The 25,930-nt window shown below is 67.8% G+C and carries 28 protein-coding genes, 2 tRNA genes and 6 pseudogenes; 20 read left to right on the top strand and 16 right to left on the bottom strand.

Annotated elements, in window-relative coordinates:
- Window positions 1–186 precede the first annotated feature (186 nt).
- Together GNX96_RS65105 and GNX96_RS56130 are read left to right on the top strand one after the other, a co-directional pair.
- Window positions 187–1,100: pseudogene (locus GNX96_RS65105) on the top strand (FAD-dependent monooxygenase); the annotation flags it as partial.
- An 88-nt stretch (window positions 1,101–1,188) separates the two neighbouring features.
- Window positions 1,189–1,764, top strand: coding sequence for an aromatic-ring hydroxylase C-terminal domain-containing protein (locus tag GNX96_RS56130; protein WP_279581802.1), 576 nt, complete (start codon window positions 1,189–1,191; stop codon window positions 1,762–1,764).
- 16 nt (window positions 1,765–1,780) lie between these two features.
- On the opposite strand, the gene GNX96_RS56125 is transcribed toward GNX96_RS56130, so the two are convergent.
- Window positions 1,781–2,029 carry a hypothetical protein gene (locus tag GNX96_RS56125; RefSeq protein ID WP_279581801.1) on the bottom strand — a complete coding sequence of 83 codons (249 nt, stop codon included), beginning with the start codon at window positions 2,027–2,029 and terminating at the stop codon, window positions 1,781–1,783.
- A gap of 548 nt (window positions 2,030–2,577) precedes the next feature.
- On the opposite strand from GNX96_RS56125, the pseudogene GNX96_RS29535 reads away from it, so the two are divergent.
- Window positions 2,578–2,898 (top strand): annotated as a pseudogene (locus GNX96_RS29535) (N-terminal phage integrase SAM-like domain-containing protein); the annotation flags it as partial.
- 350 nt (window positions 2,899–3,248) lie between these two features.
- On the opposite strand, the gene GNX96_RS29530 reads toward GNX96_RS29535, so the two are convergent.
- The 11 genes from GNX96_RS29530 to GNX96_RS29485 all read right to left on the bottom strand — a co-directional run bounded on the left by GNX96_RS29530 (window position 3,249) and on the right by GNX96_RS29485 (window position 11,836).
- Window positions 3,249–3,322 (bottom strand) — tRNA-Ala (locus GNX96_RS29530).
- A 51-nt stretch (window positions 3,323–3,373) separates the two neighbouring features.
- On the bottom strand, window positions 3,374–3,862 hold the full coding sequence (locus tag GNX96_RS29525) for a hypothetical protein (RefSeq protein ID WP_163571224.1): 489 nt from the start codon (window positions 3,860–3,862) through the stop codon (window positions 3,374–3,376).
- Window positions 3,859–4,248 (bottom strand): hypothetical protein, encoded by a 390-nt coding sequence (locus GNX96_RS29520; protein ID WP_163571223.1) that lies wholly within the window; start codon window positions 4,246–4,248, stop codon window positions 3,859–3,861. Before GNX96_RS29520 ends, GNX96_RS29525 begins: the two co-directional genes overlap by 4 nt.
- A 356-nt stretch (window positions 4,249–4,604) precedes the next feature.
- Window positions 4,605–5,495, bottom strand: coding sequence for an ATP-binding cassette domain-containing protein (locus GNX96_RS56120; protein ID WP_279581800.1), 891 nt, complete (start codon window positions 5,493–5,495; stop codon window positions 4,605–4,607).
- Window positions 5,404–6,333 carry an ABC transporter ATP-binding protein gene (locus GNX96_RS56115; protein WP_279581799.1) on the bottom strand — a complete coding sequence of 310 codons (930 nt, stop codon included), beginning with the start codon at window positions 6,331–6,333 and terminating at the stop codon, window positions 5,404–5,406. Before GNX96_RS56115 ends, GNX96_RS56120 begins: the two co-directional genes overlap by 92 nt.
- 313 nt (window positions 6,334–6,646) lie before the next feature.
- A complete protein-coding gene (locus tag GNX96_RS29510) occupies window positions 6,647–7,261 on the bottom strand; it encodes a GNAT family N-acetyltransferase (RefSeq protein ID WP_163571221.1) in 615 nt (204 codons plus the stop codon).
- A 6-nt stretch (window positions 7,262–7,267) separates the two neighbouring features.
- Window positions 7,268–7,939: a molybdopterin-binding protein gene (locus tag GNX96_RS56110; RefSeq protein ID WP_279581798.1), complete on the bottom strand. Its 672-nt coding sequence runs from the start codon at window positions 7,937–7,939 to the stop codon at window positions 7,268–7,270.
- Window positions 7,936–8,517 carry a MoeA family protein gene (locus GNX96_RS56105; protein ID WP_279581797.1) on the bottom strand — a complete coding sequence of 194 codons (582 nt, stop codon included), beginning with the start codon at window positions 8,515–8,517 and terminating at the stop codon, window positions 7,936–7,938. Before GNX96_RS56105 ends, GNX96_RS56110 begins: the two co-directional genes overlap by 4 nt.
- A 34-nt stretch (window positions 8,518–8,551) precedes the next feature.
- On the bottom strand, window positions 8,552–9,490 hold the full coding sequence (locus tag GNX96_RS29500; protein WP_163571220.1) for a UTP--glucose-1-phosphate uridylyltransferase: 939 nt from the start codon (window positions 9,488–9,490) through the stop codon (window positions 8,552–8,554).
- A gap of 276 nt (window positions 9,491–9,766) precedes the next feature.
- Window positions 9,767–10,438: a GGDEF domain-containing protein gene (locus GNX96_RS29495; protein WP_279581796.1), complete on the bottom strand. Its 672-nt coding sequence runs from the start codon at window positions 10,436–10,438 to the stop codon at window positions 9,767–9,769.
- A gap of 543 nt (window positions 10,439–10,981) precedes the next feature.
- Entirely contained in the window at window positions 10,982–11,836 is an 855-nt protein-coding gene (locus tag GNX96_RS29485; RefSeq protein ID WP_163571217.1) for a hypothetical protein, read from the bottom strand.
- A 170-nt stretch (window positions 11,837–12,006) separates the two neighbouring features.
- Between GNX96_RS29485 and GNX96_RS56100 the strand changes: the two are divergent.
- The 6 genes and pseudogenes from GNX96_RS56100 to GNX96_RS56085 all read left to right on the top strand — a co-directional run.
- A pseudogene (locus GNX96_RS56100) lies at window positions 12,007–12,402 on the top strand (hypothetical protein); the annotation flags it as partial.
- Complete coding sequence (locus tag GNX96_RS56095) at window positions 12,318–12,548, top strand: 5-formyltetrahydrofolate cyclo-ligase (RefSeq protein ID WP_279581832.1); 231 nt, start codon at window positions 12,318–12,320, stop codon at window positions 12,546–12,548. The pseudogene GNX96_RS56100 and the gene GNX96_RS56095, both read left to right, overlap by 85 nt.
- 73 nt (window positions 12,549–12,621) lie before the next feature.
- On the top strand, window positions 12,622–12,966 hold the full coding sequence (locus GNX96_RS29475; RefSeq protein WP_163571216.1) for an FmdB family zinc ribbon protein: 345 nt from the start codon (window positions 12,622–12,624) through the stop codon (window positions 12,964–12,966).
- Between the two features lie 163 nt (window positions 12,967–13,129).
- Complete coding sequence (locus GNX96_RS29470; protein WP_163571215.1) at window positions 13,130–13,645, top strand: RcpC/CpaB family pilus assembly protein; 516 nt, start codon at window positions 13,130–13,132, stop codon at window positions 13,643–13,645.
- 28 nt (window positions 13,646–13,673) lie between these two features.
- On the top strand, window positions 13,674–13,892 hold the full coding sequence (locus GNX96_RS56090; protein WP_279581795.1) for a large conductance mechanosensitive channel protein MscL: 219 nt from the start codon (window positions 13,674–13,676) through the stop codon (window positions 13,890–13,892).
- The gene (locus tag GNX96_RS56085; RefSeq protein WP_279581794.1) at window positions 13,871–14,077 is read left to right on the top strand and encodes an MscL family protein; all 207 of its coding nucleotides are present in this window, start codon (window positions 13,871–13,873) and stop codon (window positions 14,075–14,077) included. The genes GNX96_RS56090 and GNX96_RS56085 overlap by 22 nt, the downstream gene beginning before the upstream one ends.
- Before the next feature lie 4 nt (window positions 14,078–14,081).
- Here the strand turns inward: GNX96_RS56085 and GNX96_RS29460 are convergent, their stop codons facing one another.
- Window positions 14,082–14,249, bottom strand: coding sequence for a hypothetical protein (locus GNX96_RS29460; RefSeq protein ID WP_163571214.1), 168 nt, complete (start codon window positions 14,247–14,249; stop codon window positions 14,082–14,084).
- A 183-nt stretch (window positions 14,250–14,432) separates the two neighbouring features.
- Between GNX96_RS29460 and GNX96_RS29455 the strand changes: the two genes are divergently transcribed.
- Window positions 14,433–14,777 (top strand): antitoxin, encoded by a 345-nt coding sequence (locus tag GNX96_RS29455; RefSeq protein ID WP_163571213.1) that lies wholly within the window; start codon window positions 14,433–14,435, stop codon window positions 14,775–14,777.
- Here GNX96_RS29455 and GNX96_RS29450 read toward each other — a convergent pair.
- A complete protein-coding gene (locus GNX96_RS29450) occupies window positions 14,702–17,197 on the bottom strand; it encodes a penicillin acylase family protein (RefSeq protein WP_163571211.1) in 2,496 nt (831 codons plus the stop codon). The two genes, GNX96_RS29455 and GNX96_RS29450, sit on opposite strands and share 76 nt — an antisense overlap.
- Before the next feature lie 250 nt (window positions 17,198–17,447).
- On the opposite strand from GNX96_RS29450, the gene GNX96_RS29445 reads away from it, so the two are divergent.
- The 5 genes and pseudogenes from GNX96_RS29445 to GNX96_RS29430 all read left to right on the top strand — a co-directional run bounded on the left by GNX96_RS29445 (window position 17,448) and on the right by GNX96_RS29430 (window position 20,674).
- Entirely contained in the window at window positions 17,448–18,755 is a 1,308-nt protein-coding gene (locus tag GNX96_RS29445) for a hypothetical protein (RefSeq protein ID WP_163571209.1), read from the top strand.
- Window positions 18,752–19,132, top strand: a complete 381-nt coding sequence (locus GNX96_RS29440; RefSeq protein WP_163571207.1) for a hypothetical protein — start codon at window positions 18,752–18,754, stop codon at window positions 19,130–19,132. The genes GNX96_RS29445 and GNX96_RS29440 overlap by 4 nt, the downstream gene beginning before the upstream one ends.
- The gene (locus GNX96_RS56080; protein WP_279581793.1) at window positions 19,129–19,281 is read left to right on the top strand and encodes a hypothetical protein; all 153 of its coding nucleotides are present in this window, start codon (window positions 19,129–19,131) and stop codon (window positions 19,279–19,281) included. Before GNX96_RS29440 ends, GNX96_RS56080 begins: the two co-directional genes overlap by 4 nt.
- A 153-nt stretch (window positions 19,282–19,434) precedes the next feature.
- Window positions 19,435–20,074, top strand: a pseudogene (locus GNX96_RS29435) (DedA family protein).
- Window positions 20,075–20,368: 294 nt separating this feature from the next.
- Window positions 20,369–20,674 (top strand): hypothetical protein, encoded by a 306-nt coding sequence (locus GNX96_RS29430; protein ID WP_163571205.1) that lies wholly within the window; start codon window positions 20,369–20,371, stop codon window positions 20,672–20,674.
- A gap of 317 nt (window positions 20,675–20,991) precedes the next feature.
- Here GNX96_RS29430 and GNX96_RS56075 read toward each other — a convergent pair whose 3' ends face one another.
- Window positions 20,992–21,303, bottom strand: a complete 312-nt coding sequence (locus GNX96_RS56075) for a hypothetical protein (RefSeq protein ID WP_279581792.1) — start codon at window positions 21,301–21,303, stop codon at window positions 20,992–20,994.
- Here GNX96_RS56075 and GNX96_RS65100 point away from each other — a divergent pair.
- The 3 genes and pseudogenes from GNX96_RS65100 to GNX96_RS29420 all read left to right on the top strand — a co-directional run.
- Window positions 21,263–22,459, top strand: a pseudogene (locus GNX96_RS65100) (cytochrome c oxidase assembly protein); the annotation flags it as partial. The gene GNX96_RS56075 and the pseudogene GNX96_RS65100 sit on opposite strands and share 41 nt — an antisense overlap.
- Before the next feature lie 29 nt (window positions 22,460–22,488).
- Complete coding sequence (locus GNX96_RS56065) at window positions 22,489–22,803, top strand: hypothetical protein (protein ID WP_279581790.1); 315 nt, start codon at window positions 22,489–22,491, stop codon at window positions 22,801–22,803.
- Window positions 22,804–22,829: 26 nt separating this feature from the next.
- A tRNA-Arg gene (locus GNX96_RS29420) sits at window positions 22,830–22,905 on the top strand.
- 331 nt (window positions 22,906–23,236) lie between these two features.
- Here GNX96_RS29420 and GNX96_RS56060 read toward each other — a convergent pair.
- Entirely contained in the window at window positions 23,237–23,470 is a 234-nt protein-coding gene (locus tag GNX96_RS56060) for a hypothetical protein (protein ID WP_279581789.1), read from the bottom strand.
- A gap of 350 nt (window positions 23,471–23,820) precedes the next feature.
- On the opposite strand from GNX96_RS56060, the gene GNX96_RS56055 reads away from it, so the two are divergent.
- Window positions 23,821–24,585 carry a tyrosine-type recombinase/integrase gene (locus GNX96_RS56055; protein ID WP_279581788.1) on the top strand — a complete coding sequence of 255 codons (765 nt, stop codon included), beginning with the start codon at window positions 23,821–23,823 and terminating at the stop codon, window positions 24,583–24,585.
- A gap of 117 nt (window positions 24,586–24,702) precedes the next feature.
- Window positions 24,703–25,894 (top strand): annotated as a pseudogene (locus tag GNX96_RS29410) (ISAzo13 family transposase).
- The last annotated feature ends 36 nt before the right edge of the window (window positions 25,895–25,930 follow it).

The following is a 25,930-nucleotide window of genomic DNA, read 5'->3' as shown; positions in this document are numbered from 1 at the left end:
TGCCCACGCCGCCGAGCAGCGCGCCTCCTCCAGCGCGGCGCCGCGCCGACGATGCGAGGGAGTGGAATTTTTTGGATGCACTTGCGCATCTTATCAGCTCGTCGTAGTGTCGCTATTAGATGCAGTGCGGCATCTAATCGAGCAAGCGAGGGGACGCTATGAGCGAGTACGAGATGACCAAGACCGATGTCCTCATTGTCGGAGCGGGGGCCGGCCGGGCTCACGCTGGCCTGTGATCTGGCTCGGCGCGGCGTGGCTTTTCGCATCGTTGAGCGGGACCTGATGCCCAACACCGCGTCCAAGGCGAAGGGCATCCAGTCCCGCTCGCTGGAGGTGCTGGACGACCTCGGCGCCGTCGACTACGTCGTACGCACCGGCATCGCCGACCTGCCGATGTGGTTCCACGACGAGCACGGCACCACCGTCGAGCACCCGTCGATCACAGTCCCCGCGAAGGACAGCTTCCACACGCCGTATCCGAACCTCCTGTGGATCGGGCAGTTCGACGTCGAGCACGCGTTGCGCGAGCGCCTCGCCGACTTCGGCGGCGCGGTCGAATGGGGAGTGGAGGCGCTCGACCTCACGCAGGACGAGGGCGGGGTGACCGTGACACTGCGTGCGCCGCAGGGCGGGCGCACCGCACCGTACGAGCGCGGTACGTAGTGGGAACCGACGGTGGCAAGAGCACCATCCGCAAGCTGATCGGTCTGACACTCAACGGCGAGACTCACGAAGAGCAGCGTTTCTATCTCGGCGATGTCACCGTCGCCGACCTGCGCCGCGATCACGCCCACGTCTGGACCTCGGACAAGGGCATGCTCATCCTCACCCCGCTGCCCAACACGCAGAACTGGCAGCTCCAGTGCCTCATCCCGGCGGGCGCCGCCACCCAGACGCCGAGCCTGGACTTCTATCAGCAGCTGCTCGACGAGCGCGGTGCCGGGGTCAGGCTGACCGGGGCGAGCTGGCTGTCCGTCTACCGGGTGAACGTACGGATGGTCGACGACTATCGCAGCGGACGGGTGTTCCTGGCCGGCGACGCGGCACACGTACATTCGCCAGCGGGGGGTCAGGGCATGAACACCGGGATCCAGGACGCCTACAACCTCGGCTGGAAGCTCGCCGCGGTCCTGACAGGTACGAAACCGCAGCTGCTGGACTGGACACGTACGCGCGGAACGGATTCCGGTGGCCCGCAAGGTCCTCGCGATCAGCACCGAGAAATACCAGAACACCGCCGACCAGGCCGAAGGCGGCATCGACGTGGTGACCACCGCGCTCACCCAGCTCGCGGACGACTCGCTCACCTCTGGCCTGGGCATTCGCTACCGCACCGGGCCCGCGTCCCACGAGACCGATCGCCTCGGTGCGGGAGACCGGGCGCCGAACGCGATCGGCCTGATCGGCCCCGACCGTACCGTCGACGTGTTCGACCTGCTGCGGGGCCCGCAGTGGAACCTGCTTGCATTCGACGCGCAAATGCCCGTCGTGACCGACCTCGCGATGCCCGCAGAGCACCTGCACGTACACCGGATCAACAGCACGAAGGGCAGCGGCATCTTCGACGCTGACGGCGAATTCCAGCGGATCTACGCCGCCCGGCCCGGCGAGCTCATTCTGGTGCGCCCGGATGGCTACCTCGCCACCCGCGCATCCGGCGACGACGCGGCCGCACTCATCAAGCGACTGCGCGTCCTCGTCCACGATCAACAGATCCACCGGCCGCTGGATGTCCGGCAGCCCGCTGCACACCACCTGAGCTGACTGATGGTGGTGACGATCAATCCGTGCCGCTGACCCATGGCTTCGGGTCAGGTCCGCTTGCGGCTCGCGATCTCGTCAGAGAGCTGCCGTACGTGGGCGGGGTCCGCGTCCCGGGCAAGGCAGAGATGTAGTGGTCCATGACGGCCGGCCGGTAGCGCACGGGCAACGTCTGTCCTGGCGCGAGTCGGGTGAGCTCGGTGATCGTGAGGTTTTCGTCCGCGATACCGCGGAACGAGATGCCGCCGGCGGTCTCCACGTCGAACATCAGGACCACGCGTGGATTGCTGTTGACCTCCCGCCAGTCGACGAGAACGCCGAGCGCAAGCGCCCCCGTACGCAGTTCCGCATTGCGCTTGCGTGCATCACCGCTCAGGAGCGGGTTCGGGGTGACGCCCGGAAGTCGGGCCCGACGCCGAGCGATTCCCGACTCAGGTCGGGCCTGAGCTGCGCCATCTGATCGTTAAGCTTTTCTTCGAACCGAACATCCTGCCCACCGACGGGGAGAACGAACCAGGCACCGTTTTGTCGGTGCTCTCGTGAACGCTCGATTTCGGGGGTTCGCTGTTTCCGTTGTTGATCTTGGTTAGTTGGTCTACCCGAAGCGGACATATCGAGTGAATGTCCGTTTCGGCTAGACCAACTAACCAAGATCAACACAGGGCTGGAGTGGCTGAGGTGACTGATTCTGACGCCCGGTCAAAGGTAACAGGGCGTGACGTGCAGGGCGTGCCGCACTCAAGTGGGGACTGCACTTTTAACGGTGTGACTCCGGGACGTAGGAGGCACCAGTGACTGATGTGACACTGGCTTGAGGACGTGATTAAGCCCAACCGCGCCCCGTCGACGTACGCCAACTACGACATGTTCATGCGGCTATACATCGTGCCTGGGCTCGGCGACAAACGGCTGAGCAAACTACAGAAACGCGAAGTTCAGACGTGGATCAACCGGGTCGCGAGGACATGTCAGTGTTGTGAGCAACGTACGGATGCCCAGCGGCCAATCAAAAAGCAGTGCTGCGCAAGGTCGGCGCCGGATTGCCGCGGCATGGTGGTGTCGTCACGAACATTAACCAACATCCGGAACTACCTGCGTGCCTCACCTCAAAGGCCCTATCCGGCGAAATGCGGATAGGGCCTTTGACCAGGTGGATCTGAGGGGACAGAATTCGAACCCAAACCGCACCCAACGACGTAACTGAACCACACGCGGGGGTCCGGGGGCTTGCCCCCGGGGCGGGGTCTGGGGGGGCTGGCCCCCAGGGCAATGCGGAACGCAAAGGTCCGCGTCCTCAGCGGACACGGACCACCAATGCGTGGACCTGAGGGGACAGAATTCGAACCCGACTGAAGATCAACACCCGACCCAGCCACACCTGGGGGTCCGGGGGCTTGCCCCCGGGGCGGGGTCTGGGGGCTCCGCCCCCAGGGCAATCGCGGAACAACAACGGCTCGCGCTCTTCGCGAGCACGAGCCGCCAATTTGTGGAGCTGTGGGGATTCGAACCCCAGACCCCCTCGATGCGAACGAGGTGCGCTACCAGACTGCGCCACAGCCCCTTGAACGGCGCCAACATTAGCACGCAGGCTAGGAAGCCTTGATCGGCCGGGTCAGAGGTTGGCGACCTTGCGTTCCTCGAAGGGTGGCGTCGTGGCGGCGGGTTTGTCCGTACGAGCCGGGGCGCGGCGGGGTGGCTCGGGTGGGGCCGGGGCGCGGCGCGCGGCCCCCATGCGGCCATCGGTGGTCTGTACGACCTGGTAGCCGCCGCGGGCGAGCAGCGCGATGGTGGAGTCGTCTGGGGGGCGGCGGCGGGCCGACGCGGGGGTGGCTACCCAGGCGACGAGGGAACGTTCGGCGTCGGAGCCGATGAGTTCGGCGGCGCCGGCGACAGTCATCACCACGGCGGCGAAGTCGCGGGCGCGGCGGCGACGGCGGAGCAGGGCGAGCGTACGACGGCGTTCGGCGACGGCCCGGTTCCGGAGATGGCTGAGGTACGCGATGAGCAGGATCGCGGAGACGCTGAGGCCGACCAGGAAACCTGGACCGACCGCCAGCAGGCCGGCGACCTGACCGGCGACCAGCAGCGCGAGGACGGTCACCACGCGGCGCCGGCGGCGGCGGCGCACCAGTGGCTGGGCTCCGGGCCGCTGGCGGCGCGTCCGGTCGTACGAGCAGCCGGCTTCTGCGCGGCGCCGACCCTGGTGACCTGCTCCTTCTGCAGCGACACCAGCCAGATGAGCGCACGGCGCAGGTGCAGCCAGGCCGCGGCGGGCAGCGAGATCGTGTCGGGGCGCAGGTCGATCGGCCCGGTCTGCCGGAAACTTTCGTCGGCGTCCTTAAGAGCCTCGTACACAGCCGCGTCGTCTTCGACCGAGCCGGGCACCAGCGCACCGGACACCACAGCCCGGCCGGAGGCGCCCGGCACGTACCCGCTGAGGTCTGGCAAGGCTTGCGTGACTGGCTCGTCGGCCGGCTCCTCCAGCACCGCGCTGGGGCGGCGCTACCGGCACCTGGCCAGGCACCGTCGTACGACGACGGCGCCGGCGCAGCACCCGCATCATCGACGTACGCAGCTCGAAATCGGCGCGCAGCTTCCGGTCGTACCGGCGCACCAGGGACGGCACGAGGGCAGCAAGTCCCCCGACCGCGGCGATCAACAGGAGGATCGACGAGGGCAGCATCGACACCTCCGTCACGTCTGCCTCAACTGTCACACGAGGCTACGTGCCTACCAGTTCCCGATCTGGGAGGTGATCACGGCGTGTCACGGCCGTGAAGGCCGCAACGCCCCGTTCCTTGCGCTGGACGCAGGGAACGGGGCGTTGCGGACGAAGCAGCGAGCTAGGAGGCGACGGTGAGCAACTGGCGGCGGACACGACGCGCCTCGCGCGCCTCGTCCGGGTCCAGCAGCGGTACGGCGGCCAGCAGACTCTTCGTATACGGGTGCTGCGGGTTGCTGTAGAGCTCCTCGGTGTCGGCGTGCTCGACGAGCTTGCCGTGCTGCATCACCGCGACCCGGTCGCACACCTGACGCACCACCGCGAGGTCGTGCGAGACGAACATCAGGGTGAGGTGGAACTCCTCCTGCAGGTCGTCCAGCAGCCGGAGCACCTGCGCCTGGGTGGTCACGTCCAGCGCGGACACCGGCTCGTCACAGATGAGCAGCTTCGGCCGCAGCATCAGCGACCGGGCGATGCCGATGCGCTGGCGCTGGCCGCCGGAGAACTCGTGCGGATAAGCGTTGAAGCGCTGCGGGGTCCAGGCCCACCCGCTCCAGCATGTCCTGCACTTCCTGGCGGATCTGTCGGCTGTTCTTGCCGCCCATGATCCGCAGCGGCAGCGCGATGCTCTCGCCGATCGGAATGCGCGGGTTGAGCGAGAGACCGGGTCCTGGAACACCATCTGGATGTCCCGACGTACCGGCTTGAGCTGGCCATTGGGCAGGTTCGAGATGTCCTTGCCCTCGAACATGACCTTGCCGGAGGTGGGCTGCAGGAGCCGGATGATGGACCGCGCCAGCGTGGACTTGCCGCTGCCGCTCTCACCGACCACGCCGAGCGTACGGCCGCGGGGCACGTCGAGCGTGACGTCGTCGACCGCCTTGACCTCGATCCGGTTGCTGCCCAGGAAGCCTCGGCCGCTACGGAAGGTCTGGTGCAGGTTGATGACCTGGACGAGCGCGTCGTCCTTGTCGATCGTGCCGGCCTTGATGGCCTCCAGCCGGGCCGTCACCTTCGCCGACGGCGAATCCAGCCAGCCGCGGCACCGAGGCCAGCAGGGCCTGCGTGTACGGGTGCACCGGGCGGCGAAGCACGTCACCGACCGGCCCGCGCTCCACCTCCTTGCCCTTCTGCATGACCAGGATCTCGTCGGTGCTGCCGGCCGCCACGCCAAGGTCATGGGTGACCAGGATGAGCGCCATGCCGGTCTCCCGGCGCAGGTCCTCCAGCAGGTCCAGGATCTGGGCCTGAACAGTCACGTCGAGCGCGGTGGTGGGCTCGTCCGCGACCAGCACGCGGGGCTGGCAGACGATGCCCATGGCGATCACCGAACGCTGGCGCATGCCGCCGGAGAACTGGTGCGGATAGGCCTTCGCACGGCGCGCCGCGTCCGGGATCCGGACGTGGTCGAGCGCCTCGACGGCCTTGGCCCAGGCCTCCTTCTTCGAGCACTGCACGTGCGACCGGTAGGCCTCGGCGACCTGGTCGCCGACCGTGTAATACGGGTTCAGGGCCGACAGGGCGTCCTGGAAAACCATCGCGATCTGGCTGCCGCGCATCTGCCGGACCTGCTCGTCGCTGGCCGACTGCATGTCGGTGCCGGTCACCACGATCTCGCCGGTGATCTTCGCCCGGCTGCGCCGATGGAGTCCGAGCAGCGCGAGCGAGGTGGCGCTCTTGCCGGAGCCGGACTCGCCCACGATGCCCAGCGATTTGCCGGCATCCAACTCGAACGAGAGGCCATCAACAGCCTTGAGCGGACCCTGCTGGGTTGGGAACGTGATCCGAAGGTCCTTGACCTCCAGCACGGGCCCCGCCGGCGCGTCGGACGGCTTGGTCAGTTTCGACATCCTCACCTCACTCTGGGAACGGCGGCAGCATAGAACACCCGCGACAGCCCTCGTGGCCCGAACGCCGATTCAGTCGCCGGACTGTTACCTATTCGCGATAGATCCGCAGGTCACGCCGTACCCGCTCGATAACGACCGCCCGCAATGGGCCATCTTGCAACCAACACCCCATGGGGCGCGAAACTGTCGTACCCCCACCTCATTCTGGCCCCCTCCCATATCGGGTGGGGGTGGGTCTGAGGACGCGCGCGCGAAGAAGTTGATCTTGGTTTCGGCTGGCGGCGACGAAACCAACCTCGACGGCAGCGGCGAATCAGGGCGTACGAGAAGCCCGCCAGCGCGCGACCAGACCGGACGGTGCCACGTCCTCGACGGTCAGCGCGTAGCCGACGTGGTCCCGCCAGGCGCCGTCGATGTGCAGGAAGCGCTCATGGAGGGACTCCTCGCGGAAGCCCAGTTTCTCCACCACCCGACGACTGGCGACGTTCTCCGGTCGGATGTTGACCTCGATCCGGTGCAGGCTGGCGGCGGTGAAGCCGTGGTCGACGACCATCGCGAGAGCGGTCGGCATGATCCCGCGGCCGGCCAGCCGGCCATCCACCCAGTAGCCCACCGATGCCGAGCAGAACGCGCCCCGAACGACGTTCGAGAGCGTGATCTGGCCGGCGAAGGCGCCTTCGTACGTGATGACCCACGGCAGCGTGTCGCCGGTCCTTACGCCGCGTTTGAGCGACCGGAACAGGTTCGGATACTGGCTCACGTCGTTGGACACCCGCCACGGCTGCGGCCGGGTCGGTTCCCAAGGCGCCAGCCAGCGCTCGTTGGCCAGCCGCACCTCGCTCCACGCGCGCGCGTCACGAGAGCGGTGCGGTCTCAACGTGACAGGGCCGTCGGTCAGGGTCGCGGGCCACCCAGGGTGTCGATACACGGCCGGTTATCGTCGCCGATCGAAGAGCAGTACGTCCACTGAGGTCCCTGCCGGCGCAGTCGCGATCCGCTCGCCGAGCACCATCAGCGCGTTCGCGGCGGCCAATCCGGACAGCAGGTGCGGGCCGCCGGCCAGCGGTGCGGCCGTGTAGCCGCCGCCGCGCCGCTCGGTCACGTACGCCGGCCGGAACTCCCGATAGCCGCGCGGCGAGGACACCGTCTCGGTCAGGTGCGCTTTCACCGACGGCCGGAAAACCGGCTCGGCGCCGGCCAGGCGCTGCAGGACGGGCCGTACGAGCACCTCGAAACCGACGAGCGCGGAGCCCGGGTCGCCCGGCAGGCAGATCACCGGGGTGCGCTCGTCGTCGCCGATCCGGCCGAAGCCGAACACTTGCGACGGGTAAACGGAGACATCGGTGAAAGTTACGCCCTCGCGGGTGAGCGTGCGACGGACCATGTCCCCAGGGCCGGTGCCGGTGCCGCCGGTGAGCACCACCAGGTCCGCGCGGATGGTCTGGTCGTCCAGCAGCGAACGCAGTTTTTCCGGGGTCGTCCTGGCAAATCCCGACCCGGAAGGCCTGCGCGCCGGCCTCCACCGCAGCGGCCGCGAGAGTGTGCGAGTTGGCGTCCACGACCTGGCCCGGCGAGCCGACCCGGCCGGTGTTGACCAGCTCGTCACCAGTGGCCACCGCGACCATCCGGGGGCGCGGTCGTACGGCCACATGGTCGATGCCGGCAGCGGCCAGCAACCCGACAACCCCGGCCGACACGTACGTCCCGGCCCGGCAGCATCATCACCGTGCCGGCGGCCACGTCATCGCCGGTCCGGCGGACGAACGAGCCACGCCGGGGCGCGTCGGCCACCTCGATGACGACGAGGCCGCCGTCGGTCCAGCTGGTAGGCACGACAGTGTCGGCGCCAGCCGGCAACGGTGCGCCGGCGGCCACCGAGAAACAGCTGCCGCCGGTCAGCCGGGTCGGCTTCCACGACGTCGAGGTCACGTCACCGATCACCGACAGCCGGGCCGGCAGCCGCTCGGTCGCGCCGGACACGTCGTCGGCGCGCAGCGCGTACCCGTCGACGGCGGCCATGTCGAACGGCGGCAGCGGCCCCGGCGCCTGCACGTCGGTGGCCAGCACGCCGGCATGCGCGTCGTGCAGCGCCAGGTCGAACGGACGCAGCGGGTTGATCTCGCTGAGCACCCCGGAAAGGTAGTCAGCCAGTCCGACTCCGCCGGAACTCACCTCGGAACTCATTACGCCCCCCCGGAAATTCACGCCAACCCGGACATCATCGCGCGCCGCCGGGACCAGAGTCGAAAGTGGACTGAAATCCACTGTCCACATAGGACTTGAGCCAGTCCCGAAAATCCGGCCCCAAGTCGTCGCGGTCGGCGGCAAGTTTGACCACCGAACGCAGATATGACTGGCGGTCGCCGGTGTCGTAGCGGCGGCCACTGAAAAGCACGCCGTGCACCGGCGTACCTTCCGCGGCCATCGTCGCCATCGCGTCGGTCAGCTGGATCTCGCCGCCGCGGCCGGGCTTGGTCCGGGCGATCACTTCGAAGATCTCGCCTGGCAACACGTACCGCCCGATGACCGCCAGGTTGCTCGGCGCCTCGTCCGGCTCCGGCTTCTCCACCAGCTCGGAGATCGCCACCACGTCCGGCTCGTCGGTCAGGGTGGCCGTCGCGATCCCGTACAACTTGGTGAGCTCCTTGGGCACCTCGATCAACCCGACCACGATCCCGCCGGTCTGCGCCTGCAGGTCCAGCATCCGCGGCAGCAGCGGGTCACGTTCGTCGATCAGGTCATCGCCGAGCATCACCGCGAACGGCTGCTGGCCGACATGCGCAGCCGCGCAGTGCACGGCGTGGCCGAGGCCGAGGGCCTCCGGCTGCCGGGAAGTGTGGATCGAGGCCAGCTCGCAGGGCCGCCGGATCGCCTCCAGCAGGTCGTACTTGCCGGACTCGGCCAGCGACTGCTCCAGGTCCAGCTTGCGGTCGAAGTGGTCCACCATCGAAGACTTGCCGCGTCCGGTCACCAGCAGCACGTCCGTCAGGCCGGCGGCGGCGGCTTCCTCGACGACGTACTGAAGCGCCGGCTTGTCCACCACAGGCAGCAGTTCCTTGGGAACCGCCTTGGTCGCGGGCAGGAATCTGGTGCCCAGCCCAGCGGCTGGGATGACAGCCTTGGTGGCACGGCCGGCATGCGTACGAGTCTCAGGCATGCGTGCAGGCTATGGCATGTGCTGTGGATCTCGGTGGACGCGGTCCGGCACGCCCAGTCGCTTTGGGTAGTGTCGCCGCTCTCCTTGGCTACTGTCCGCTCCGCCTTCTGCCGATCGTTCGGCCTGTACGACCCATTTCCGCTGTTCAGCGACGTCCGCCGCGGGTCCGCGGCCACCTGTTGGGATGATTGTCCAGCTATCGGGACAGGTGCGGCACGAAACTGTCGTACCCACCCCAAAAAAAAACGCACGCCCGGCCGAGCGAAAGTGAGCGACCTACCGCACCCGGCGGGGCACGCCGGCGACCCGCCAGGTGTCGCGGCCGTCGGCTTTGGCGGCGACCAGGGCGCCCTCGGCGGCTTCCAGGAGGTCTTCGGGGGTGGCGCCGTTGTGCGGGTAGAGGGCCACACCGACGGACACGGTCACGCGTACGGACAGTTCGGTGGGGCGACGGGTGGGGTCGGAGGCCGGCAGCGTGATCGGGGTGGAGCGCAGCGACATGCAGATCCGCCGGGCGGCGGTCTGGGCGCGCGCGGCACTGTCGGCTTCGGGCAGCAACAGCACGAAGGCCTCGCCGCCCTGCCGGAAGGACATGTCCACCTCGCGTACGGCCGCCTTCAGCCGGTTCGCGACGCCGGCCAGGACCGCGTCTCCGACGGTGTGGCCGTGTTGTTCGTTGACACCGGCGAAGCGGTCCACATCGACGGCTAGTACGGCCAGGGAGCGCTCAAAACGGGCCGCTCGTTCAATCTCGCGCTTGAGAGACACCCGCATGTAGCGGTAGTTCCACAAGCCGGTAAGCGGATCGGCCAGCGCCAGCCGCTCGGCCTCCGAGTGCAGCATGACGTTCTCCACCGCCACCGCGGCCTGGCCGGCGAACGTACGCAGGGTGACCAGGTCGCCGTCGTCGAAGTCGTCAGCGCCGAGCCGGTCGTAAAGGGCCAACACGCCGAGCAGCCGACCCTCTCCACCACGACCACTGCCGCCGCCCCCCCGACGGCACCGCGGCCGCTGCCGGAGAAGGGCACCGCGATGTACGTCTGGCAACGCGGCTCGACCGGTGCGAGATCGGTGGCGGGGTTGCGAACCCGGCCGTGCCGCGGCTCGCCGCTCTCAGCCACTCCGCCCAGCACGCCTTCGCCCAGCGCCAGCCGCAGGTCCCGTGGGTTCACCCCGCGGCCGGACAGGTTCTGCCCAGAGCGCCCAACCAGGGTGCCCGGCCAGCTGCCGTCGCTGCGATCCAGCAGCAGCACGACACCGGCCTGCGCGCCGGTGGCGGCCATCGCGGTCTCCAGGATGACCTCAAGGATCCGGTCCAGGTCGTGGGTGGACGACAACGTGTCGCCCAGCAGCGCCAGGTTGCCGCGCAACTGGTCGCGGCTGACCGTCAGCGCGGTCGTGTACGACTGCATCTCCCGAGTCATCCGGTTGAAGGTGCTGGCCAGCTGGCCGACCTCGTCCCGGCCGCGGACCGGCACCCGGGCGTCCAGGTCACCGGCTGCCACTCGCTCGGCGGCGCGCGGCGACCTCGATGATCGGCATCGTGGTGGCCCGGGCCAGCCGCCACGCGACCAGCACGGCGATCACCACCACCACCAGCACCACCAGGATCAGCAGCCCGTAGATGCCCTGAAGCTGTGGCCCGTCCGTACTCAATCCCAACAGCAGCGGCTGCCCCTGCCGAGGTGGCACCGCGCGCACGATCAGGTTGGCGTCGGTCCGTTGCGCGACCTGCGGAGTCGGCGACGACAGCTGCTGTACGACCGAGATCGCCACTCCGGGAGCGTTGTTGTTTTCCACTGTGGTCAGGCCGGAGTTGCCGCCGCTGGACAGCGCGGTCACGTCCACCGACGAGATCGCCGAGAGCTGGTTCAGCAGCTTGGGGTTCAGGATGAACGCGGCCTCGACGGTGCCGGCCGGTGCTCCGTCAGCGGTTCGCAGCTGCACCGAGGCGGCGATGCCCGGTTGGGTACCTGAGGTCGCTTTGGCGTCCGGGACGCTCGCACAGTTGGCCTCGAAGGTAAGCGCCAGACCACCGTTGCCCAGCTGCGTGCCAGCCGGATTGCGGACCACCACGGCGTCGGCCAAACCCTGCCGAAGGACGGTGTTGATCGCGTCGTTGCGGCCGCTCTCCGGCGCGGTCGCCACGATGGTCGCCGCCGACAACGCGCTGCGGCACAGGCCCGAGACGGTTGTCGACACGGTGCTGACGGCCAGCTCCAGCCGATCGGCCGTCCGTTGGTCGTTGACGCTTCGTACGCTGATGCCAACGAAAATGGCACCCAGAACCAGCGGTCCCAGCACGACCGCGAGGAACGCGGCGGTGAGCCGCGCGCGCATCGTCACCACTGCCTCCCTGTCCGGTGGGCCAGCACAGCAGCCGCGATGATCGGAGCGTACGCGGCCGGGCATGCACACTACGCACATGACCCACTCCACCGCGAAACGCACGCTGAGAGCGGAGCTCCTCGCCGCTCGCCGCGAGCGCCCCGAAAGCCGCCCGCGCGCGGACTCGGCCCCACATCATCGCCGCGCTGACCGCTGGCCTGTCCCATCTGGGAGTACGTACGGTCGCGGGTTACGCCCCGATCGGCTCGGAGCCCGGGCAGCCGCTGCCGGACGCGTTGCTGGCGGCCGGTTTCCGAGTGCTGCTGCCGGTCGTACGGGCGGACAACGACCTGGACTGGGCCAACTACCGGGCACCGACGGACCTCGCGGCGGCGGCGCGGCGGTCGGGGCTGGTCGAGCCGGTCGGGCGCCGCCTCGGCGTCGACGCGGTGGCCGGAGTCGGCGCGGTGGTGGTGCCGGCGGTCGCGGGTCGGCCGAGATGGGCGGCCGGTTGGGCCGCGGCGGCGGCTCGTACGACCGGAGCCTGCCGCGGGTACCGGCCGGAGTGCCGATCGTGGCCCTGACCTACGACAACGAACTTATGGACGTGGTGCCGACCGAGCCTCACGACCAGCGGATCACCGCGGTGGTGACCCCGTCCGGGGGCTGGCTGACCCTGCCGGCTGCGCGCGACCGCCGAGCCCCGATCGGGTTGAATGCCACACAGTGAACGGCTGGACGAATCGGCGGCTTTGACGCACGATTAGCAGTCGAAGAGATTGAGTGCCAGACGGAGGAAACCCGTGCCAACCTACCAGTACGCCTGTACCGAATGCGGTCATCGGTTCGATGCCGTGCAGGCTTTCACCGACGATGCGCTGACAAGCTGCCCGAACTGCTCGGGCAAGCTGCGCAAGGTCTTCTCGTCGGTGGGCGTGGTCTTCAAGGGCTCCGGTTTCTATCGCACCGACTCCCGGTCGACCAAGGAATCGGTCGCGCCGGCCGCCGCCTCCACCAGCGCCAAGAGCGAGAGCACGTCGTCTTCCAGCGATAGCGGCGCGAGCAAGCCAGCCAGTTCTTCTTCGGACTCCTCGACCAGCAGCTCCAAGCCGGCCAGCAGCACGCCAGCTGCGGCCGCGGCCAGCTAAGACGTGCACCTCAGCCCCTGTTCCCGGATTCGGGAGCAGGGGATTTCCGTGTTCGCATAGCAGATTTCACAGCCGACACCGGGTTATCCACAGTGCGATTTCATATCCACAGATCCCCGCTCCGGCCTGCTCGGCTGGCTCCGATCTCCGTACGGTCGCAGCCATGGGCATGTTCACGTGGACGAAGCGAAACAGCGGCGATCCCGACCTTCGACCGGACCGACCGGACCGCCGGTCGTGGCGGTTCTGGGTGCGGTTACCGCGACCCGGGCGAGTGGTGCGCCCGGCAGTGGCGGCCGCGTTGGTGTGCCTCGCCGGATTGGTGCTGCTGGCGGCCGGCCCCGACCCGGTGGCCAGCCAACCCTCCCCCACCCCCAGCGCGCCGCGGCCGCGGCTGGTGCCGCCGGGGCAGGTCGGGTTGACGGTCGAGATCGGCACCTCGGCGGCCCAGGCGTTGCAAGTGGGCGACCGGATCGACGTGCTCGCCGCGACCCAGCCGGGCGGGTCGGCCACCGCGGTGGTGGTGGCGTCCGACGCGCAGGTGCTGGCCGTACGGGCCGCCGACGCGACCGCAGATCATGCGGAGGCGATCTTTATCGCCATACCACCAGACGCGGCCGCCCGGATCGCCGCAATCCCGACAGAAGCCCGGATAACCGTCGCCGTACTCTCTCGCTAGCAGACATTGAGGAAAGGGCTGGGAAAACATGCTCAAGGGGTTCCGGGAGTTCATCCTGCGAGGCAATGTCGTCGACCTCGCCGTCGCCGTCGTCATCGGCGCGGCCTTCGGCGCGGTGGTGACCTCGATCGTCGACAACCTGATCAAGCCGCTGATCCAGCTGGTGCCGGGCGTCGGCTCCAAGGGCGGGCTGGTTCTCCAGCACAACCCGGGGGCACCGACGTGGTGCTCGGCTACGGGAACGTGATCAACGCGTTGATCACGTTCATCCTGATCGCCGCGGTGGTCTACTTCGCGTTCGTGGTGCCGATGAACAAGATCGCCGAGCTGCGGGCCCGCTCGAAGGCGCCGGTGCCGGCGAAAGAAGAGGAGGTCAGCGAGGAGGTGGCGTTGCTGCGGGAGATCCGGGACGCGCTCGTACGGTCCAAGTGACCCGTCACCAGTGCGGCGGCCGGTCTTCCAGCAGTCGCTGGTCGGCGGCCTGGGCCTCGTCGCCGTAGTGGTCGCCCCAGCCCTCGTCCCGCTCGTCCGAGGTGGTGTCGGGGAGAATGTCGAGGTCATCGTCAGCCAGCGGGACCTCACGGTCCGCGTCGGGCGCAGTCATGAAAAGACTCCGTTTCACTTTTTGGGCGACAAACAGGGACATTGCCGGCGGCCCAAGTGGTGCGGTCCGGGCCCTTCTGTGAGACTAGGACGGTCCGCACCAGAGCACATGCCGGTATCCAACGAGGGCTACTGACAAAGCTGTCGGGTCAGCTCAGTTGGACCGGCGGATGAGGGGGTCATCATGGGACTCTTTGACGACGCGAAGAAGTTCGCCGACGAACACGACGAGCAGGTCGACCAGGTTCTCGACAAGGCTGGTGACTTCGCCAACGAGCAGACCGGTGGCAAGTTCGGCGACCAGATCAAGCAGGGTGTCGACTTCGCCCAGGAGCACACCGGCTCCGGCGACACCACCCAACAGCAGAACCAGCAGCAGACCAGCAGTAACCGTCCGACCCTATCGGGGCCCGCGTCTTGCGACGTGGGCTCCGGTCGTTTTTGCTGGCCTTCTCAGGGAACCAGCTGCAGAGTGTCCACAGTGGACGCCCGTACGGCGGCCGGACTGAAAGGCATCGCCCGCAACTGACCGTGCTGCCAGAGCGGCGCCTGGTCAGCGTAGTGAGCGGCGAAAGCGTGCCCCGAGACGCCGGTCAGGTCGATCCACCGCGAGGCGTCCAGGTTCGACAGGTCGACGATCATCCGCATCGACGGCGCGGTCGTCACACCGTAGCCCTTCGGGGCCGCCCAACCAGTCGCGTCCACCAGGCCGCCACCGCCTCCCAGCGCGTACGGGCCGCGGTTGAAAAGCCATTCCACCGGCCCAATGCCGGAGTTGCCGAGGCTCTGGTTGCGCAGCGTCAACTGGTGCATCCGGCCCCACTGCCAGCTGGCCGGGTCGCCGCCCTGACTGTCCGACAGCTCGCTCGCGGCCTCGGTCATCGCGCGTACGAGCATGTCGTCCCGGTGTTCCACGCGGCTGGTGTGCCGGTCGTTCCACCAAGGCGAGTCTGGCTGCGGCAACAGCGTCTTGACCACCGCGAACCAGCGCTCACCGCCGTCCACGCTGCCCTGCTCGGCGGCCGGCAGGTCGTCGTCAAAAGTGTCCGCCAGCAGATGCCGCCAGGTCGCGTTGAAGAATGCCGCCGGCGCCGAAGTCTGTGGCTGGGTGAAGTCCCAACCACGAAGCAGACTCTGCGCCTGGGCGGCGGCACCGGAAAGACGCACCTTCAACAGCGCCGGCACCACCTCGGCGGCATTGGAGCTGCGGTTGTCGAACTGCATCCGTTGCACGTCCGGCACGCTGATCTTGTTGCCCGCGGCCGAAATCAGGTCGCGGATCCGCTGCGACCGGTAGCCGTACTCCCAGTCGGTGGTCAGCAGGTACGGGTACGACGGGCCGATTGCCGCCTGATTGGCGGTGACGATGAATCCGGCAGGTGGGTTATACACGCTCGGCAGCGCATCGAACGGGATCCGACCTTTCCAGTCATATCTTGGATCCCAGCCGGGCGCCGGCCAGCGGCCATCGCCGGCGCCGCGGATCGGGATGTCGCCAGGCGCCTGGTAGCCGATGTTGCCGGACGTGTCGGCGTAGACGAGATTCTGTGCCGGCACCGCGAAAAGCCGGGCACCGGCCCGGAAGTCGGCCCAGTTGTGGGCGGTGTCCATCGCGAAAACCGCGTCCATCGTGTGGTTGGGATCCAACGCGGTCCATCGCAACGCCACCGCATACGACTTCGAGGCCGCCTTCACGTCACTGTCCACATCGGACAGTAATGGCCCGTTGTCGGTACTGCGGACCACCATTGTCTTCGCCGCACCACCGGCCACCTGGATCGTCTCGCGGCGGGTCGTCAGCGGCCGCCAGGTGTTCCCGACCAGATATTTGTCGCCGTCCAGCTTTTCCAGGAAAAGGTCGGTGACATCGGGGCCGAGGTTGGTGAATCCCCAGGCGACCCGGTCGTTGTGTCCGATCACGATGCCCGGCAGCCCGGAGAAGCTGTAGCCCTCCACCGCGTACGGACAGGCCGCGGACACTGTCCGGCAGTGCAGTCCCATCTGGTACCAGATCGACGGCATCGTCGGCGAGAGATGCGGATCGTTGGCCAGCAACGGTTTCCCCGTGCTGGTGTGGGAACCCGCGAGCACCCAGGAATTGGATCCGATGCCGGCGGTGATCGCCGGCCCGAGGACATTCAACGCGTTGACCGCACCAGCCGCGCGTCCCAGCGGTCCGAGAGCCGCCGCCGGCTGCGCGGTGATGGTCCCGTCCGTACGAAACGACCCGGCGACGACCCCACCGGTGGCCACGATCGGGGCGTGGTCCGCGTACGGATAAGGCGGCCAGAGCTGGTCGATCCGGTCCTTCGGCATGCCCGACGCCTGCAACTGTGCCCGGGTGAGCTCGTCAATCAGATTCGACCGCAGGTCCCAGGCCATCGCCTTCAGCCAGGCCAGCGAATCGACCGGATTCCACGGCTCGATCCGGTAGTTCGCGTTTGTCAGTTTCAGTACGCCGTATTCCAGACTGAGGGCGAGGCCCTGATGACCGGCGAGATAGGCATTGACGCCAGCCGCGTACGCCTGAAGGAAAACCTTTGTCTGCGGCGCCAGCTGGCTGTATTCCTGCTCGGCCACCCGCCGCCAGCCCATCGTGCGAACCACCGCGTCGGTCTCCACCTCGCCGGCGCCGAACATCTCCGAAAGCCGACCGGCGGTGATGTGCCGGCGAAAATCCATCTCCCAGAAACGGTCCTGCGCATGCACATATCCCTGCGCGCGAAACAGATCCACCGCGGTAGACGCGTAAAGTTGCGGCACTCCGCCGGCATCGCGCAGAACGGTGACCGGTGCCGACAATCCCGGCAATGCCAACGTTCCGGTCGTCTGCGGAAAAGACGCCCGGACAGCCAACGTCCCACCAATTCCAGCGATGGCGCCCACGAACAGCAACACCGAGAGAACACCGGCGACCACACGTTTGACGATCCGACCCCAACGCCTCATGCCCGCAGCCTATGGTGACCGGAAAAGAGCTGGCAGACGACCGTCCAGCTGTCCCGTACCATCAAGTTGTCGTAGTGGCGTGTTAGCGTCGCGCGACGGCGCGCAACCATTCAGGGCCGCCGAGCGTCTAAACAGTGCGTCATCGAAATGACCGTCGGGGATCGACCTGCTGGCACCGGACGTCCGGGCCGCACGCGCAAGGAGTGCTCCAAGAGTGCCCATGGCCGGGCGACGGCGCCGCCGCACAGTGGTGAGCGCGGTCCTGTCTGTTTCCCTGCTCGCGCTGGGCGTCGTCAGTCTCGGCGTCCCGCCGGCCGCCGCCGACCCGGCGGTGCCGAGCCCCACCCCGACCGCGCGGTCGGGGCAGACCTGGACCGATGGCCCCTGCGTGGGCGGCAGCGGGGTGACCGTGGTCGCGGACCTCACGCCTTTCGACGGCGGTGCGGTGGTCCGGCGGTGCGATCCCGGTCAGCCCTCCTCCGCGTTCCAGGCCCTCGCCGAGGTCGGCCTGGCGCCGGCCCGCGGCACCGGCAAGAAGGGCAACGGGACGTACGAATATCTCTGCCGCATCACCGATCTACCGGCCGCCGACGGGTGCACCGGCTACCAAAGTGGCCCGGGGTGGGCGCTCTCGGTGCCCGACGCCAACTCGACGGAGTGGAAGCATGTTGGCCAGGCCGTCGACAAGTACCGACCGCCGGCCGGCGCGCTGCTCGGTTTCTCGTACGGCACCAACCCGAACCTGCCCAGCGTCTCGCCACGCGACGCGATGACCACCACCCCACCGGTGTCGACCGGCCCGGGCGGCAGCGCGTCGCCGACGCCGTCGACCAGCCCGTCGCCGGCGGCCGGGCCCGCGACGATCCCGCCCTCGGCCGTACGAGCCGCCACCTTCCTCGCCGATGACCTGTACCGCAGCGGCGACAAGTACGGGGATCCCGGCCTGGTCGCGGACGTGGTGCTCGCCCTGCACGCGGCCGGCGTGGCGCCGGCCGAGGCCAAGGCGGCCACCGCGGGGCTGCGGGCGACCGCCTTCCCGGCTGGCCCGCCGTCGGCCGGGCTGATCGCCAAATACCTGCTGGTCGCGCTGGACCAGGGAGTGGACGCGCACCGCTGGGACGCCGACCGCGACGGCCGCTCGGTCGACCTGGTCCGCCGGCTGCTGTCCACAGTGGACGGAAACGGCCGATTCGCCAGCTCCACGGCCCAGAACGACCTCTCCGGCATGCAGGCGCAGGCCCTCGCGATCGTCGCGCTGCACCGGTCCGGCGCCACCTCCGACGAGGTTCCCGCGGTGGCGTACCTGCTCCGCCAGCAGTGCCCTAGGCGGCTTTCGGTCCGCACCCGGGCCTGGCCAGCCGGCCGGCACCTGCGCTGGGCCAGACAACGCCGACGTGAGCGTCACCAATACCGCGATGGCTGTCTGGGCGCTGGTCACCGCCGGCCACCAGGGCGCGGCGCTGGAGCGGGCGCTGCGCTGGCTGGCCCGCCAAACGGGACCGCAGCGGCGGCTACGGCTCCGACAGCCGGACCGCCGCCAGCATCGCCACCAGCGTGAACGCCGGCAGCACCGGCCTCGCGTCGCTGGCCCTCGCGGCCGCCGGGAACAGCAAGGAGCCGGCCGGCTGCACCGGCTGGCTCGGTCGGTTGCAGCTGCCGGTCACCAGCACGCAGGCCGAGCTGCGCGGTGCGATCGCCCCGTCGCCGGCGGACTTGGCGGCGCTGGTGACCACCCCAGTCGCGTACTGGACATCCGGCGACAACGCGGATCGGGTCCGGCAGGCCACCGCCCAGGCCATCCTCGGGCTGACCGCGACCGCGGTGGCCTGCCGGCGGCCCAACGGGCGTACGGCGCGTACGGCGCTCACGCTGGTGTCGGCCAGCCCAAGGCCGCGGTCGGTCCACGGACGGGCGCCGACAACTCGTTGCCGATGACCGGACCACCGGCGGTGCCGCTGCTCGCGATTGGCGTACTTCTGCTGCTTTTCGGCGTCGCGTGCGTGGTCACGCCCGTGCCGGGTCCCTCAAACGAACTGCTCGGGTGGCTCCAAAGATGGACCCGCTCCCGGGTAAACACCTACTGAAGTTGGATTCGCGGACCGGCCGGATCCCGATAGCGTTTATCCCGGAGGCGGTCGACGCCGCTCCCCGGTCCTGCGCTTGCCCAGCGGCGGTACGCCGGATCCAACGGGTGCGTTTGCGGAGGTGCGGAGCCGGTGCATTGGGTCGCGGAACATCTGGCCAGCGTCCCGCCGATCGTGGTGTTCCTGCTGGTCGCGCTGGTCATCGGCGTCGAGAGCATGGGCGTACCGCTGCCCGGCGAAAGTCGTCCTGCTGGCCGCGGCGCTGCTGGCCACCACCGGGCACGTCAGCCCATGGGGAGTGGCCATCGGCGCGGCCGCCGGCGCCATTGTCGGTGACTCCATCGGCTATTACATAGGCCGTCGCGGCGGGCGCGCATTGCTGGAGAAACTAGGCCGCAAATTCCCCAAGCACATGGGCCCACCTCAGCTCGCGCAAGCCGAGCGAGTCTTCACCAAATGGGGTGCCTGGGCGGTCTTCTTCGGCCGTTTCGTAGCCCTGCTGCGCATCTTCGCCGGACCGCTGGCCGGCTCGATGAAAATGCCCTATCCACGCTTCCTGATCGCCAACGCGGCCGGCGGGATCTGCTGGGCCTTTGGCACCACATTCCTGATCTTCTCGCTCGGCCAGGTCGCCGAGCAGTGGCTGTCCCGGTTCTCATGGGCCGCACTCGCGATCGCCCTGCTGGCCGGCGTCGTCTCCACGATGTATCTCCGACACCGCGCCGCGAAACTGCACGCCGCTTCGCCTGTTGACGACGCTTCGGTCACTCACGAGCCCAGCCACAGCGAGTAGGCCGCGGCGCCTCCTACGACGGTCTTTTCAGCCGAAAAACCTGGGTGGGGCGCGAAATTGTCGTAGGTGTCTGTTTTTCTTTCCCCCTCCCTTTGAACGGGCGGGGGGTGGGTTGAGAGGTGGACCTTGATTTTTTGTTTGGACATTGGTCCTCGAACCCGCCCCCCACCCGTCACTGGGTGGGGGCAAATCTGCCGGAGGGGTACGACAGTTTCGAGCCGCACCGGGCGTTGGGGCGTCGGGCGCAGGGGTGGGCGCGGGAGGGCGTGGGGGGCTCTGTGAGACTGGGAAACCGTGCGTAGCAGCCAAGTTCGCCGCGGGATCGTCGCCGTTGGGCTCTTCCTCACCACCACCGTGCTGTTGGCGGCGTGCAATCTCGCGCCGGACGACCCCGGGCCCGGGGAGAGTCCGCGGGCGCCGGTCAGCGGCTATCCGTCGGTGCGGTGCCCGAGTTCGCAGCTCGCCGGCGGCCAGCCGTGGTGGCCGTACGTCATCTTCGGCGCACTGATGCTCATCCTGATTGTCATCGGGGTAGTGCTCGCGACCGGGCCAAAGCGGCGGCGCCCCCCCGCAAGGCAAAACGCTAGCGGCGGATACTGACAGTCGATGACTAGCCCGCCAGCCCAGGCCGAGCGTACGGACCAGCGGTCCGCCGCCCCCGTACATGTGCCCACTGTCCTGGTGGCCGCCCTGCTGGCCGGGTTCGCGGTGGCCGTGGCGGCACTCTGGACCGGCGGCGCGGTCACCCAGCAGATCCCGGGACTGCCCGACCCGGGGCCCATCACGCCTTGGGCGCTGCCATTGTCGACCGTGCTCGGCCAGCTCGCGGCCGCGGCCACCGTCGGCTGCCTGGCCGCCGCCGCGTTCGGGATCCCCACCCAGCTCACCGACAACCGCCGGCGGGTCTCCCCACACGGCTACCGGATGCTGCGACTCGCGTCGATATCGGCCCTGGTGTGGACGATCTCGACCGCCGTCGAGCTCTGCTTCACCCTCTCCGACGTGCTCGGCCAGCCAGTCACCCAGGCGATCACCAAGCTGTCGCTGCTCAGCTTCGTCACGACGTACGAGCTGGGCCAGGCGCTCGCGCTGATGCTGCTCGGCGCGCTGGTGATCGCGGTCGCCGGCCGGATCGTGCTGTCCGCGACCGGCGCCGCTGTGCTGGCCATCCTCGCGTTGGCGGCCGCGATGCCACCGGTCTTCAGCGGCCACGCGGCCTCGGCCGGCAACCATCAGATGGCCGTGTCGACGATGCTCCTGCACGTCGGTGGCGTGCTGATCTGGGCCGGCGGCCTGATCGCCCTGCTGCTGTGCCGCCGGCTCGCGACCCCGGCGCTGTCCACCGCCGCCCATCGCTACTCAACCGCGGCGCTCGCGAGCTTCGTCATCGTCGGACTGAGCGGCGTGGTCAACGCGACCCTGCGAGTGCAGTCGTGGGGGGAACTGCTCGGCACCGGCTACGGCCGGATCGTGCTGCTCAAGTTCGCCGCTCTGGTGGTGTTGGGCGGCTTCGGCTGGTGGCACCGCCGCCGTACGCTGCCGGCCCTCGCCGCCGGCGCCCGCGGCGCGTTCGTCCGGCTGGCCGCCGTGGAGGTGGTCGTCTTCGCCGCCACCATCGGCCTCGCGACGGCCCTGGCGCGTACTCCCCCGGCTGGTACGCCCGAGGACCTGGACCGTACGGGCGCGCTGCTCGGCTTCCCGATGCCTGGCCCGCTGACCGCGAAGGCGCTGGTCGTGGACTGGCTGCCGGAGCCGCTGTTCATGACCGCCGCACTCGTCGCGATCGGGCTCTACCTGGCCGGGGTCTGGCGGCTACGGCGGCGCGGCGACAGCTGGCCGGTCGTACGTACCGCCTGCTGGGTCGGCGGCTGGCTGGTCGTCCTGATCGTGACGTCCAGCGGACTGGCCCGCTACGGCTACGTGCTGTTCAGCGTCCATATGGTCCAGCACATGTCCATGGCCATGCTCGCGCCGGCCATGCTCGTCCTTGGCGGCCCGACCACCCTCGCCCTGCGCGCGCTGCGCGCTGCGCCGTCGAAGAACAAGGACCTACGCGGCCCGCGCGAATGGCTGCTGTGGGCGACGAACACCCCGCTCGCGAAGCTGCTGACGAACCCGCTGGTGGCGCTAACCATCTACGTGGCGTCGTTCTACGGCATGTATTTCACCGGCCTGTACGAGCAGATGCTCCGCACACACGCCCTGCACCTGCTGATGTTCACGCATTTCCTGGTCGCCGGATATCTCTTCTTCTGGATCCTGATCGGCGTCGACCCGGCTCCGCGCCCGCTGCCATATCCGGTCCGCATCCCGCTGCTCTTCGTCTCGATGATCTTTCACGCCTTCTTCGGCCTGGCCCTGATGCAGAGCACGTCCCTGCTCGCCGCCGACTGGTATCAGGCGCTGGCCCGTCCGTGGGGCGTACCAGCGCTGGTCGACCAGCAGCCGGCGCCGGCGCCGGCATCGCGTGGGCCTTCGGCGAGGTGCCCAGCCTGGTCATCGTGCTCGCGCTGCTCTACCAGTGGATCCGTTCCGACGAGCGCGAACAGCGCCGCTTCGACCGGGCCGCCGACCGTGCCGACGCCCGCGCGGCCGCCCGCGCCGCGGCGGCACCACACGTCGACGGCGCCCCCGAGCCCGAGATCGACGAAGACGACGCCCTCGGCGCGTACAACCGCCGCCTCGCCGCCCTCGCCGAAGCCGACGCCCGCATGCGTCCCCGCCGATAGGCCGTCCGGTACGGTAGTGGTGGTCCGCCCTCGTAGCTCAGGGGATAGAGCACCGCTCTCCTAAAGCGGGTGTCGGCAGTTCGAATCTGCCCGGGGGCACCAGGTCAGATGCCCTGTCTTTCTGACAGAGCGCGTGTCATGGCACGGTTCGTGGCACGAGGGTGCCTATGGTGCCCGCGTGAAAACGACGACAGGGCGATCCGCCCGTTCCCGAGGCAGCATCGAGATCCTTTCCAGCGGCTCACTAAGAGTGAAGGTCTACGCAGGGATTGATCCGGTGAGCAAACGCCGACACGACCTGACCGAAGTGATTCCGGCTGGCCCCAACGCGTGGGACCTTGCTGAGAAGGCCCTTACCCGGTTGCTGAACGAACTCGACGAACAACGAGCCCCGAAAACGAGCGCAACCGTTCGACAGCTGCTTGAACGCCATCTAGACCTGCTCTCGAACAGCGGCACGATCGCGAGCGGCACCGTCGGCGACTACCGCCGGTACGTCAGGCTGCACATCGATCCGCTGATCGGTCATCTCAAGCTTGGCCAAGTCGACGCGTTCATCCTCGACTCGCTGTACGCCGAATTGGCTCGGTGCCGCGAGCACTGTGACAAACAACAGCGCTCGCGAATCCAGCACCGTACGACTCGCAAGCACAAGTGCGATGAGCACAAGGGACGCGCCTGCTCACCAGCCGATCCAACGTGCGACGCATGCAAGCGCCTGTGTCGAAAACACAAATGCCAGCCACTCAAAGCAGGCACGATCCGCAAGATCCACTACCTGCTCAGCGGTGCGTACCAGCGCGCTGTCCGCTGGAAGTGGATCGGCGTCAGCCCAATCTCTCAGGCTGAACCGCCGTCCGCTCCTCCACCGGACCCCCAACCACCAACAGCCGAAGAGGCCGCGCGAATCATCAACGCTGCATGGCTCGACGGTGGCGGACACGAGGATCCCGATTTTGGAACGTACGTCTGGCTCGCAATGATTTCCGGCGCCCGCCGCGGTGAGCTATGCGCGCTGTGCGCCGCAAAAATATCGACCTCGACCGCGGCGTCCTGGTCCTCCGCAGGGCCGTCGCCAAGGACGAGAACGACGAGCTGTACATCAAGGACACAAAAACCCACCAGCGCCGGCACATCGTCCTAGACGCCGTCACCGTTGACATCCTCCGTGAACACCTGGCCCGCCTCGACGAGCGAGCAGACCAGCTCAAGGTCGCGGTCTCACCGGAGGCCTTCGTCTTCTCGACAACGCCTGACCACAGCGAACACGTGAAGCCGGCATCCGTAAGCCAGCGATACCGCCGCCTGGTCGCGCGGCTCGGCATCGACACCGAGCTGAAATCCCTCCGGCACTACTCAGCCACCGAGCTGATCGCCGGCGGCGTCGACGTACGCACCGTCGCCGGCCGCCTCGGCCACAGCGGCGGCGGCGTCACCACCCTCAAGGTCTACTCGGCGTGGCTCCAGGAAGCGGACCAGCGAGCCTCGGTAGCTCTTTCGAATCGCGTTCCAGCTCGTCCGACCTCGCCGAAGTCCAGATCCGAACAAGCCAAAACCCACCCACTGTACCCATATGAACGAATCGCGGCCGACTTCCGCGAGAAGATTCTGTCCGGTTCGATCATGGACGGAACTGCTCTGCCAACGATCCAGCAGATAGCAGAGGCGACTTGCGTCTCCGTCGGAACGGCCCACCGCGCGGTAGCGCTACTCAAGGATTGGGGAGTCGTGACACAAGACGGCAAACACATTAGCGCCAAGAATGCCGATCGAGAACAGTAGTGAGCGAAACAGTTACATTTATGCCCTTAGGAATTGGAATGAAATAACATTTCAAGTTGGCTGATTATTTGGTATTATGTCGGGGTGCCCAAGGATCGATCTGTTGAATTTGCTGCGATGGCGGAGCGTCTGGCCGGTTTGCTGCCGGCTTTGGATGAACGTCAGCGGCGGTTGGCGTTGGCGACGGAGGCTTGTTCGTGGGGGTATGGTGGGATTTCCGCTGTGTTTCGCGCGACCGGTGTGTCCATGCCGACGATTCGTCGGGGTGTGCGGGAGTTGGATGCCGCGGGTGATGGTGTCCCGCGGGGTCGTGTGCGGATTCCTGGCGGGGGTCGCAAGAAGGCCGAGGACGCCGACCCGGATTTGATGGATTGCTTGGATTCCTTGATTGAGCCTGGAACGCGAGGTGATCCGGAGTCCCCGTTGCGGTGGACTACGAAGTCAACTCGCAATCTCGCCAAGGAGGCAACCGAGCAAGGCTATGCGGCTAGTCATACGCTCGTGCGGAATATTCTCCGCGGGATGGGCTACAGCCTGCAAGGAACCCGGAAAACCCTGGAGGGTGAACAGCATCCTGATCGTGACGCCCAGTTCCGTTACATCAACGGACTCGCCGAAGATTTCCTGACCACTGGCGATCCAGTGATCAGCGTGGACACGAAGAAGAAGGAGCTGGTCGGGGGAGGTTCACGCAGGCCGGGCGGGAATGGCGGGAAAGTGGCAATCCGGTCAAGGTCTCGACCTATGACTTTCCCAACGCGAACGGCAAAGCCATCCCGTATGGCGTGTACGACATCGCGGACGACAGTGCATGGGTATCGGTCGGAGTCAACCACGACACGTCCGTGTTCGCGGTCGCTACCATCGAAGCCTGGTGGCGAGAAATGGGACACAAGAAGTATCCGAACGCCACACGCCTTCTCGTCACCGCTGACGACGGAGGCGGATCCAACGGTTCCCGTCCCTGGTTGTGGAAGTACGAACTAGCTCGACTCGCCAAAGCAACCGGCCTTGAGATCAAGGTCTGCCATTATCCACCCGGCACCAGCAAATGGAACAAGATCGAACACCGTCTCTTCTCCCGCATCAGCCTCAACTGGCGAGGCCGCCCCCTGGAAACCTTCCAAACCGTCGTCAACCTCATCGCCAACACCACAACCACCACCGGACTCACCGTCCGCTGCGAAATCGACACCACCTCCTCTATCCCACCAAAATCAAACTCACCACACAACAAAAGGAATCAATCCCGCTAGCCAGGCACGAATTCCACGGCGAGTGGAACTACACAATCAAATCAACTGTTTGAAATCTTATATGATTCCAGCCCCTTAGTTTCGATCTC

Source organism: Fodinicola feengrottensis (assembly GCF_010993775.1).
Lineage (GTDB): Bacteria > Actinomycetota > Actinomycetes > Mycobacteriales > HKI-0501 > Fodinicola > Fodinicola feengrottensis.
Note: the sequence above shows the minus strand (reverse complement) of the source record. Positions and strands in the feature narration are given on the sequence as shown.

What these genes read in the sequence shown, in the direction of transcription:
- GNX96_RS56125 (WP_279581801.1), bottom strand. Translation starts at nt 2,029, where the DNA reads ATGTTCGACGTGGAGACCGCCGGCGGCATCTCGTTCCGCGGTATCGCG.
- GNX96_RS56115 (WP_279581799.1), bottom strand. Translation starts at nt 6,333, where the DNA reads ATGTCGAAACTGACCAAGCCGTCCGACGCGCCGGCGGGGCCCGTGCTG.
- GNX96_RS56105 (WP_279581797.1), bottom strand. Translation starts at nt 8,517, where the DNA reads ATGAGTTCCGAGGTGAGTTCCGGCGGAGTCGGACTGGCTGACTACCTT.
- GNX96_RS29500 (WP_163571220.1), bottom strand. Translation starts at nt 9,490, where the DNA reads ATGCCTGAGACTCGTACGCATGCCGGCCGTGCCACCAAGGCTGTCATC.
- GNX96_RS56095 (WP_279581832.1), top strand. Translation starts at nt 12,318, where the DNA reads ATGGGCGGCCGGTTGGGCCGCGGCGGCGGCTCGTACGACCGGAGCCTG.
- GNX96_RS29470 (WP_163571215.1), top strand. Translation starts at nt 13,130, where the DNA reads ATGGGCATGTTCACGTGGACGAAGCGAAACAGCGGCGATCCCGACCTT.
- GNX96_RS56090 (WP_279581795.1), top strand. Translation starts at nt 13,674, where the DNA reads ATGCTCAAGGGGTTCCGGGAGTTCATCCTGCGAGGCAATGTCGTCGAC.
- GNX96_RS29460 (WP_163571214.1), bottom strand. Translation starts at nt 14,249, where the DNA reads ATGACTGCGCCCGACGCGGACCGTGAGGTCCCGCTGGCTGACGATGAC.
- GNX96_RS29455 (WP_163571213.1), top strand. Translation starts at nt 14,433, where the DNA reads ATGGGACTCTTTGACGACGCGAAGAAGTTCGCCGACGAACACGACGAG.
- GNX96_RS29450 (WP_163571211.1), bottom strand. Translation starts at nt 17,197, where the DNA reads ATGAGGCGTTGGGGTCGGATCGTCAAACGTGTGGTCGCCGGTGTTCTC.
- GNX96_RS56080 (WP_279581793.1), top strand. Translation starts at nt 19,129, where the DNA reads ATGACCGGACCACCGGCGGTGCCGCTGCTCGCGATTGGCGTACTTCTG.